At 60.9% G+C, this 10,210-nt stretch carries 8 protein-coding genes; 2 read left to right on the top strand and 6 right to left on the bottom strand.

Going from position 1 to position 10,210, the window contains the following annotated elements; genetic code table 11:
- Positions 1 to 105 precede the first annotated feature (105 nt).
- Positions 106 to 1,350, top strand: a complete 1,245-nt coding sequence (locus tag DBY20_00310) for a DNA polymerase IV (protein ID PWL80328.1) — start codon at positions 106 to 108, stop codon at positions 1,348 to 1,350.
- Here DBY20_00310 and DBY20_00305 read toward each other — a convergent pair whose 3' ends face one another.
- Genes DBY20_00305 through DBY20_00295 form a run of 3 tightly spaced genes read right to left on the bottom strand, consistent with a single transcriptional unit; the run spans position 1,351 to position 8,210 of the window.
- Positions 1,351 to 4,773, bottom strand: coding sequence for a hypothetical protein (locus tag DBY20_00305; protein PWL80327.1), 3,423 nt, complete (start codon positions 4,771 to 4,773; stop codon positions 1,351 to 1,353).
- Positions 4,773 to 7,562, bottom strand: a complete 2,790-nt coding sequence (locus DBY20_00300) for a hypothetical protein (GenBank protein ID PWL80326.1) — start codon at positions 7,560 to 7,562, stop codon at positions 4,773 to 4,775. The genes DBY20_00305 and DBY20_00300 overlap by 1 nt, the downstream gene beginning before the upstream one ends.
- A gap of 12 nt (positions 7,563 to 7,574) precedes the next feature.
- The gene (locus DBY20_00295; protein ID PWL80325.1) at positions 7,575 to 8,210 is read right to left on the bottom strand and encodes an HAD family hydrolase; all 636 of its coding nucleotides are present in this window, start codon (positions 8,208 to 8,210) and stop codon (positions 7,575 to 7,577) included.
- 121 nt (positions 8,211 to 8,331) lie between these two features.
- On the opposite strand from DBY20_00295, the gene DBY20_00290 reads away from it, so the two are divergent.
- Positions 8,332 to 8,937: a septum formation inhibitor Maf gene (locus tag DBY20_00290; protein ID PWL80324.1), complete on the top strand. Its 606-nt coding sequence runs from the start codon at positions 8,332 to 8,334 to the stop codon at positions 8,935 to 8,937.
- On the opposite strand, the gene DBY20_00285 is transcribed toward DBY20_00290, so the two are convergent.
- The 3 genes from DBY20_00285 to DBY20_00275 are packed head-to-tail and all read right to left on the bottom strand — an operon-like array spanning position 8,872 to position 10,137.
- Positions 8,872 to 9,420, bottom strand: a complete 549-nt coding sequence (locus DBY20_00285; protein PWL80323.1) for a hypothetical protein — start codon at positions 9,418 to 9,420, stop codon at positions 8,872 to 8,874. The genes DBY20_00290 and DBY20_00285 overlap by 66 nt on opposite strands.
- 9 nt (positions 9,421 to 9,429) lie before the next feature.
- On the bottom strand, positions 9,430 to 9,912 hold the full coding sequence (locus tag DBY20_00280) for a hypothetical protein (GenBank protein ID PWL80322.1): 483 nt from the start codon (positions 9,910 to 9,912) through the stop codon (positions 9,430 to 9,432).
- Between the two features lie 3 nt (positions 9,913 to 9,915).
- Entirely contained in the window at positions 9,916 to 10,137 is a 222-nt protein-coding gene (locus DBY20_00275) for a phosphopantetheine-binding protein (protein PWL80321.1), read from the bottom strand.
- Between the last annotated feature and the right edge of the window lie 73 nt (positions 10,138 to 10,210).

Below are 10,210 nucleotides of genomic sequence, written 5' to 3'. Positions count from 1 at the left end.
GTTCTGTCACGCCCATGGGCGTGACAGAACCCCCGTCCCCACTGTCACGTCCCCGTCCCCCTGTCACGTCCCCGTCCCCCTGTCACGTCCGAGTACAATGTCGGCATGACTTCTATGCACGCAGACATATTACAACGCACATGGTCGGGCAAGGCGATTCTGCTCGTCGACCTTGATGCGTTCTTTGCCTCCGTCGAGCAACTCGATCATCCCGAATGGCGTGGCAAGCCGGTCATCGTCGGCGGTCGCGCCGATCGTCGCGGTGTCGTCTCCACCTGCTCTTACGAAGCCCGCACATATGGGGTGCACTCCGCCATGGCCTCGGCTGTCGCCGAGCGTCTGTGCCCAGACGCTATCTGGACGACGCCCCACTTCGAGCGCTATCACGAGATGTCCCGTGCCGTCATGGATATCCTCTATGCCGAATCGCCGTTGCTCGAGCAGGTCTCCATTGACGAGGCCTTTCTCGACGTCACTCCTGGACGCTTCACGGGAGATGATCCCGTGGCTATCGCCATGCGTATCCAGGAACATGTCGCTGAGCTGGGTGTCACGTGCTCAATCGGCGTGGCAAGCGGCAAGACGGTTGCCAAAATCGCCTCCGACCTCGACAAGCCCCGGGGTCTCACCGTGGTGTACCCAGGAAGCGAGGCGACATTTCTTGCGCCCATGAAGATTCGCGTCATGTCCGGCATCGGCAAGCAAAGCGTAAAGCGCCTCGAAGCGGTGGGTATCCGCACTCTCGGAGAGCTGGCTACTGCGGATGTGGAGACCCTTCGTCCCATCTTTGGCGTAAATGCACCAGTCATGCGGGACCGAGCCGCGGGAATAGACGAGCGCCCCATCGTAACCGAACGCACGCTTAAATCCGTGAGCCACGAGCGTACCTTCGCAAGCGACCTCACCACCCGCGCGGAAATCGAGGATGCCGTTGACTTCCTCGGGTCTATGGTCGGACGGCGCCTGCGTCGCAAGCAGCTCGCGGGTCACACCGTCACGCTCAAGCTACGCTATGCCGACCTGTCCATACGCAGCGCCCAGCAGGGTCTGGGCGCCAACGTCGACGACGAGGGCGTCTTCATTCCCATCGCCAAGAGACTCATCGGCGAAATCTGGCAAGAGGGTGACGCCGTACGCCTCGTCGGCGTGGGCGTATCGGGATTCGACACGCAAGACGAGCAGCTCGACCTGTTTGCGAACGCCGAGACCGAACAGGGCAACGCCGAGGCCATTGCCGCAGCGGACAAGGTGCGCGACAGGTTTGGCGATGGGGCGCTCAAATTTGGCCGCGAGCTCAAGCTCAAAGCCAAGGACACCGGCACCCGCGGCATGAACGACGGCGAGCTGTAATTAGGCTCCCAAGATGTGCTGTGCCAGCGCGGGAACATCGCCCGCATCGAAGCTGAACGCAACCTCTTGCATGCCTGCCTCGGGACGTACGAACGCCATGTCGACATGCTCGCAGGCGCCCGAAGACAGCAGCGCATAGGCATAGCACTGCGCCTGCAGGGCGTAGCGCTCGTGCAGGTCCTCACCCTGCCCGCTCGTGCCCGTCTTGTAGTCGATGACCAGGGCTCCCCCTTCGTCATCAAAGCATATAAGGTCAATGTAGCCTTCGAGCGGGACACCCTCGACATCGACGCAGAACGCGTACTCCGCATGGCGACGCTCGTACTCCTGCACCATGGCGTAGCGCTCTGATGAGACCCAGGCGGCGACCGCGTTGGCGAGCCGCACGCGTTGCTCCTCATCGAGCCCATAGCGACGCGCAGCAGCGAGCATGCGACGCTCAATGCCGCGTTCATCGGCACGCGGAACTGACGCAAGCCATTGCGCGACAAGGTGAAATGACGAACCGACGGGGCTGACCGTCTCGACATCCTGGGAGCGATCATGCAAGGTGACTGCGGGGGCGATAAGCTCACGATGCTGCGCATCACGATGTGCAATCGAGGAATACGAGTAGATTTGCCTGTGATCAAGCGGCTGCGCCGAAATACGCGGCGGCAATTCAAAAACCGGATAACGATGCATGACGGCGAGCGAGCCCTCTTCGTCGTCCGTCTGCTCCTCTTGCGCCCCATAGGGGACTTCGGTGACGGCGAGCTCCACAAGCGCCCCGGCACCTGTCATGACCTTTGCATGCTGCGTGGGGATCTCCTCGCCAAACACCGCATGCAGGCAGCTACTCGTGAGGCCCGCAGATAAGTCGCCCTTGGATGCGAAGGCGCCATCGTGTGCCACGAGGATGAGTTTGTCTCGTGCGCGCGTGAGCGCAACGTAGAGCAAACGCTGCTGTTCTTGTGCATCGCGTAGCTTCTTGAGCTGATGGGCATGAGCCCGATGCTCGGCGACCTCGCTGGCAAGGGCGAAGGAGCCAGGGTCCTGGTCTTCGTCGGCAAGGTAGCGTGCGGCGGCGCTCGACCCCGCGATGCCAAGCGCGAGATAGCGTCTGCCCTCTTCGGAAAGCGAAATAAGCGATGCACCGGTATGACGTGTGCTCTTTTCGAACTCCGCGACGGCAACGATGGGAAACTCCAGACCCTTGGAGCTATGAATCGTCATGATGCAGACGGCATCCTGGCCTGAGCTCACGAGCGTTCCAAGCTTGGCACGAGCGCCCTTGCCCTCGCAAGCAAGGTCAACAAGACTGCGGAAATAGGCGCTTGTGGCAAAGGGCGCATGTCCGTGAAGCTTCTCGTAGTCTTCGATGAGATCGCACGCGCGCTCGATATTCGCAAAAACCGCACCGCCCTCGATACCGCGCGCAGACAGCGTAGCCTGCCAGCCGGAAAGCGCGATGGCCTCTCGCACGAGTTGCGCGAGAGGGATGCTCGGCGAGGCGGCAAGCACGTGCTCGAGCGTGTCGAATGCACATGCGAGCGCCTCATCGGCATCGTCTTGTGCCTCCTCGATGTATAGACATAGCGCGTCATAGAGCGAGGGCTTGGCGCGTGACTCACCAGGCAGGAGCCTGAGGCGCTGGCGATTGATGACCGATAGGGCGAGCAGCGCGTCATCACTTGCATTGAAGAAATCTGAGCCGAGCAAATCGAAGAGCGCCTCGTCATCATCACGGTCTGCCAAAACACGCAGCAACATGACAACGGTCGAAACCTCAGGCTGCAAGAAGAAGTCCGAGCCACCCGAGACGATGACCGGTATGCCGCGTTTGCGCAGCTCGCGCAGATAGGGACCTGCCTTGGCACCCTTCGTCGACTGGAGCAAAATCGCCATATCGCCATACGGGGCGCCCTGTGCGTGCAGGCGCTCGAATTCATCGGCAAGCGCCACGGCATCGGCCTGGCGCAACGCGTCAACCGAAGTCCTTCCCTGCCCCTTTTCGGCTTTGTGGCCGGCCGAGAGAAGTATCTTCACGCGCGGCTCGTCTGGCATGAGCCATGACGGGTTGAACCCTTCCTCGCGACCCGAGCTCACCTTGAGGAACTCCCCACCGAAGAACTCCGGCTTGGAGAAGATGTCCTCGACGAAGCGCAGGATGTCAGGTTGTGAACGATAGTTAACGGTGAGCTCGACCTCGTTGGAGCCACGCTCGCGCATCATGGCGCGCGTACGTTGGTATACCTCGAGATCGGCCCCACGAAAACCGTATATCGATTGCTGCGCATCACCCACCGTGGCCAGCGTCGTAAGCCCCTCGTCGCATATCTTGCTTACGATACCAACCTGCAAGTTATCCGTGTCCTGGAACTCGTCGACCATGACGGAATCGAAGCTTTCGCGATACGCCCGCGCCAGCCCGTCGTCTTCGTCGAGCAGCTTGTACGTTGCGATGAGCAAGTCATTCGTGTCGAATGCGCCTTGTGCCTGCTTGAGCGCGCGATGGCGCTCGAGATGCTCTGCCGCAAGGTCGAATGCTGCCCGCAGAAGCTCGTACGCGCTCGCAGACTGTGCCTCGGCCGCGGCCTCGAGCAGGGCATCTCTGCATTTGGCGAAGATACCGTTATAAGGTGCGGAGAGATTGCCTCCACCCGGCGGCTTGCACTCCTCGATGGCGTTGGCGAGCGCACTCCAGGAGAGAGGGCGCATTTGGCTGGTGGACAGCGCCTCGAGAGCCGCCACCACCGCGGCGACCTTATCGCGATTCTGGACATACGTTATCTTGCCCTCGGGAAGTCCGAGCTCGTCGAGCTCGGCAAGTGCCCCCTGATACGTGGCGAGGAGCCCTTGCACGCGACTGGCGATGACGCGAGCCGGCGCAGGGGCTGGCCCCAAGTCGAAATCGTTCCTGCCGCCCGGCGCAAGCATGAGCAACTCTGATAGATTGTTGACGAGCTTCGTCGCGCTCTCGACGCCAAGACTGTCGAAAAGCAAGTTGAGACGCGCGTCCTTCGCATTGTCCTGCAGCAACGCATCGAGCGCGAGGGCGGAAAGCGCCTGCGTCTCGTCCTCGGTGAGCAAGTTTGCGCCTGGGTCGACACCGACATCGAAGGCATGCGAAAGCAGTATGCGGCGGCACATCGAGTGAATGGTCGATATCCAGGCGGCGTCGATCTTGAGGGACTCCTCGTCAAGCCCCTGCGCACGCAACTCGGCGCGCACGCGACCGATAAGCTCGCCTGCAGCCTTGTTGGTAAACGTGATGGTGAGCAGTCGATCGACATCGCCGATGAGTGGCCCCGACTCTTGCGAGAGACCATATGCAATGCGCTTGGTGAGCGTAAAGGTCTTGCCCGTGCCGGCGCCAGCCTGGATGAATAGCGGTTCGTGGGCACTTTCGACCGCAGCGCGTTGACTAGGGGTAAGAGGCATCAGGCACCTCCCTTGGGACAAAACGAGGCCGCCTTGCAGTACTCGCAGACGTCGCTCGAAAGCGGGGCCGGCGCAATGTCACCTGCGCGGAGACGCTCGACGCATGATGCGAGCACATCCTCGACACGCGTGAGATACGCATCGTACTCCTCGCCGCTACCGGCACGAGGCAATGCGTCGAAGTCCTCGCGCAGCTGCTCGGTGTCGCCCCACGATATGCCGCGCGCATAAACGCCGCGCAGCGCGTTCTTGGCGTATGAACGATAGACCGAGCCAACGACATGAAGCGGCGTGCCGAGTGCCGCGAAGTGCCGCTCGACAAGCGTGGCGTATATGTCGGTCTGGATACGCTGCGGCAGCTCGTCGTCACGGCCGAAGCCGTAGCCGGCAGAAAGGCCACTGAGCTTGTAATCGATGATGACGGCGTTTCCCTCTGCATCGACATCGACGCGATCAACCTTGCCGCGTACGGGCACGCCGGCGTATTCGAGAAGCTGCTCTGAGGAGCGGCCAAGCTCAAGCTCGAAGTAGGTGGGAATGAAACCCGGCAAAAACGTGGCATCACGACGCACGAGGTCGAAGACCTGTTGACGCAGCTCTTCGCATGCGCACGAGTCGTACTCGGTGTGCAAGTAGAGGCCCCGACGCTCACGCGACTGGTCATCTTCGACCTGCTGGTCGAAGGCCTTGTCGGCAATTGCGAGTGCCTCGTCGACGTTCTGCTCTGTCACGCGATCATGCCCGGCCTGCTTGAGACTGCGATAGAAACGCTCCATGACCGCATGGACGAGATTGCCCTGGGCAGCCGCGTCGAACGCGACATCCATGCCGTTATAGCCCACGCGCCTGCAGGCAAACCAACGGTACGGGCAGCGATAATAATCCTCGAGGGCCGTGGGTGAAAACGTCAGGGGCTTGTCCTTGAGATCATGCGTCAAGTCCTTCTTCATCGCAGCCAATGCAAGCGAACCGCGCGTAACCGAGACGTCGTCATGTGACCCCTCGCTCGCGAAGAAGACGTCGGCCTCGTTCAGCGCAAGCAGCCATGGCCTGAGAGCTTGCGGGACAGCCTGGACGGAAAGCCCCGCCTCGTCTTCTTCGGGACTGCGGTACGCAGCGACGAGCTCCTCGAACAGCGCGCTCGGGCAGCTTTCGTCACCACCTGCATCGTGTGTCGTACGCGTAAAGGCAAAGCAGCTCTCGCACGATTCGATGGCGTTGAGCAGCATGATGCGCTGGTCACGGGCGAGCGTGTCTGCGCGCTCAATGCCAAGCTTGCGCATGAGCGTGTCGAACGGACCATCCTGGGATGCCATGGGATAATGGCATGCATCCAGATCGCACAGGATGATGGCACCCGCGCGAATGGGGCCGAGCGCACCCGGATCGACGATGCGAAGGGCCTCGCTCTGCTTGCCATATGATCGATTGAGCATGACGGGGAGATTCGCCATCTCGTCGGCATCGGGCTCGCAGATGAAGTGCTCGCAGAGCTCGAGATAGTCCAGCAATGTCTCGGCTGCTGCACAGTCATCGACAAGCATGTCGACATCGAGCTGCGCTGAGCGCGCGTGCTCGAAGAGAAGCCTGACGCGCTCGGCACGCGAAGCGTCGATGAGCTGCACGAGAGGCTCGAGGCGCTCGCGCGTGATGGCGGCGCTCGCATTACCCTGAGCGAAGCCCTCGCGCACGTCGCGCATCCTCTTGTATGGTACGGAGCCGGCTTGTTCGCGCCAGCGCATTTGCAAGGCGCGGGCATCTTGGGCAGGTACCCCCGCATAGGGGCTACACAGCACATCGACGAAGGGCTCGAAGGGCGCATCATCGCCCGCCTGTACGATTGTCTCGAGCGCAAAGAACGCAGTCCCTAGGCCCGTACGCGCACAGGGCACGGCAAACTGCGTGGCAAAGGGAATGTCCGCGCGTGCAAACGCATCATGCAGGCGCGGGTGTGCATCGGCGGCGCTGGCGCAGCAAACGAGCATGTCCGCATACTCGATGCCGTCTTCCTCGTGCATGCTGCGCGCAAGACCCGTGACCACATCGCTTGCGACATGCGTCCCGTGAGCCTCGCCCACATGCACGCGTCCTTGCGCCCGAACGCCACCCTTGCCCGTGAAAAGGCGCTGTCGCAAGGCGAGGAGCTCGTCATCTTCTGGCAAGGCCCCCGCGTTGATGTCGAGATGCTGCTGAATGACGGAAACCGACGCACCTGGCTCGATCCCGGCGATGAAGCGGCGCAGATGTGCGCTATGCAAGTCGGGGGCTTCGAAGACCAGGTGCATGCCCCGACAGACACCCTCTTGCATGAGCGCGTGCTCGGCCTGGGCGAGCTCGACAAGGCCCTCGTGCTCGAGCTTTGCCTCGTAGAGCGATACGAGCTCCATGAGCTTTGACTCCGAGCCCGACAACGCGGTGCTCGGACACAGGCCCGGATAGATGGCTTCCTCGACAAACGCGGCAAGCTGCGTGACGAAACCAGGAGAGGGCGAGGCGTCGAAGAGGGCGACCTGCGTGATAAGCGGACGCAGTAAAACCTTGCGCTCGGCAGGTGCCACGATGGTGGAGCCGTCGCCGTAGACATCCCAGAGCTGACTCACGAACTGCGCATGCGTCACGACATCGACACCAGTGCCAACAAGCGTGCGAAGCTGCAGCTTGCGCTGCTGCCCCCATGCATGCGAGGGCACGATGAGCTTGGCGGCGACACCCGCGCCTTGTGCGCGCAGCAAAGCAGCGTTGCTCGCCTCAAGTAGCGCATCAAGCGTGCTGACCGTCACTACCCCCATCGCGCTGACCTTCTAGTGACTTGCGTCGACGATGTCGAGAAGCTCGAGCGGGCTATCGATGATGAAATCGGGATACTCTTCCTCAAGCGTAGCGAAATCCCTAAAGCCCCAGGTGCAGGCAACGCTCGTGCATCTGGCGTTTTTGCCCGTGCGCACGTCGGGCTGGGAGTCGCCTACGAACCATGCATCCTGCGGCTGTGCGCCGAGCTGCTCGAGCGCCTTGAGAGCCATGGCAGGATCTGGCTTGGGGGCGATGCCCTCGACGCGGCCAACCGCAACGGGAATGTAATCTGCAAACCAGAGCTTGCGCAGGGCCTCGGTCTCGGGTTGGATCTTGTTGCTCACGATGGCCATCTTGATACCGCGATCCTTGAGACCGACGAGCAGCTCCATGATGCCCGGATACGGATGCGTCGCATCATTGCAGTGCGCCTTGTAGTGCGTGTTGAAATCATCGAAGACGCGCTGAAACTCGGGCGAGCCCGTTACGAAAGCGTGCTTGGTGAGAAGCTCGATGAGCACGATGGAGCCGTACCCGGCTGCCTCGCGCGTCTCGTCAAACGTGACGAGAGGAAGACCCGATTGCTCGAGCGCGTAGTTGACGCTCACGTGCAGATCATCGAGTGTGTCGAGCAAGGTGCCGTCCATATCGAAAAGTACTGTATCCACAACGCATCCTTTCTTTAGGTGCCAAAGATTCTACCGCAGGGCTGTGACATTTTTTCATCATGCGTCGCGGGCATGAGTAAATCGCGCTACACTGCAGCTCATGAACGACGAGACCGGACTCATACTGGCATCAGGATCGCCCCGGCGCAAGGAACTGCTTGCACGGACGGGTCGCACGTTTCGCGTCGTCGTAAGCAATGCTGACGAGATTGCCCCGAAGGACATGGCACCCATTGACGTTGCCATGCACAACGCGCGTGCCAAGGCACTCGCCGTCGCTTCCGGGCAGCTTGCCTGCGCAACCGTCATCGGTGCCGATACCATCGTCGTGCTCGATGGGCGCATCTTCGGCAAACCGCTCGACGAACGCGATGCCCATCGCATGCTTCGCGAGCTGTCGGGTAAAACGCACCAGGTCATCACAGGCGTTGCCCTTGCGCATGAGGGTAACTGCGAAACCTTCGCGGAGGTCACCGACGTTTGCTTCAGAGAGCTTTCCGACGCGGAAATCACGACGTATATCGCCACAGGAGAGCCGCTCGATAAAGCCGGAGCCTACGGCATACAAGGTGCGGCCGGCGCCTTCGTCGACCATATCGAGGGCGATTATGACAACGTAGTTGGGTTACCTGTCGCGCGTCTAGAGCGAGCGCTTAATCTTAAGGGCGGCGACGAGGTAGATAACGGGCAGAATGGCAAGCGCTAGCGCATAGAGCAGTGCCGTGACCACGTACTGCGGCGTCATTGCAAGGGCATATCCCAAGAACGCGACAACGAGCGCGAGCGCGATGATTGCCATGACAACGGCAATCATGACCTTGCTCGGATGCTTGGCGACGTAAATCGCAATGACGGCAGGCGGGATGAGCGCGATGCCGCACGCAAGAGCCGTGCCATACAAGTACGCACCCAAAAGCCCGATATCGGGCATGAGCGCTGCCACATCGGCGACGCGAATGAGCTGCACGATGCAAAACGCGATGAGAATGATCGCAATAACGAGCATCGCGACACCGAGACCCGCCAACACGCGATGTCCCCAGGTCTTCTCGAAGGTGAGAAGGTCGGGGTTGTCGCGATCGTCGGTGAGGACCGACGGATCGACGGGCTGCGGTTCATGTTCATGACCCGAATGACCGGGCGTCCTGCCCGTCCGTGGGGTCTCGCGATAGTCGCTGTAATTCTCCATACGTCTTGCCTAACTTTGCACGATGGTCTTCTCGCCGCATGACGGGCACTTCACGGCAATTTTGCCCTTGCCAGCCGGGACGCGCATCTGCTGCCCGCAAAATGAGCAGCTCAGGTATTTGTACCCGGCATCGGCATTTGTCTTGTTCTTGGTCTTGCCCTTGCCTTTTGACGAGATGTCCTTGGACGAGGCACGCTTGCGCTCTGCACGGCGCGTGCGACGCCGCAGGAAAGCCTCGTTCTCGCGCCGGCGCGCATCCGCATTACGCGACAGCATGCGAAAGAGCATGAGGACGAGCAAGATGAGCCCGACCCAATTGAGAATGGTCGACAGCCATGCGATCCAAACAAGACGCAGCATGTTGGCGAGGACGCCACAGAGGATCGAGAAGATCCACATGACGACCACGCCAACGCTCAGGGCCTGACCAAGTTGGTCAAAGCCATAGCGCCCCTGCATGAACTTATAGAGCCATGCGCTGATTCTGTTCATAAACTACTTGAGCGAATCGATATGCTCGACGATATCGCCGATGGTCTCGAGACCCTCGGGCTCGCCGAAATCGATGCCCTCGGCATCTTCGATATCGCAGATGAGCTCGACGAGATCGAGAGAGTCGATGTCGATGGAATCAAGCGTGGTGTCTTCCTCGACCTGCTCCGGCTCAATGGAGAGGTTGTCCTCGAGAATCTTCCTGATGGTGTCAATGGTAGCCATGGTTCTCCTTTCGTCATGGGCAGCATAACGAAACGTCACGTCTCTGGCAACGGGGGGATGAGACACATTGGAC

Source organism: Coriobacteriia bacterium (assembly GCA_003149935.1).
In the GTDB taxonomy this organism is placed as follows: Bacteria; Actinomycetota; Coriobacteriia; order Coriobacteriales; family QAMH01; genus QAMH01.
This window is presented reverse-complemented; position numbering and strand designations above follow the sequence as displayed.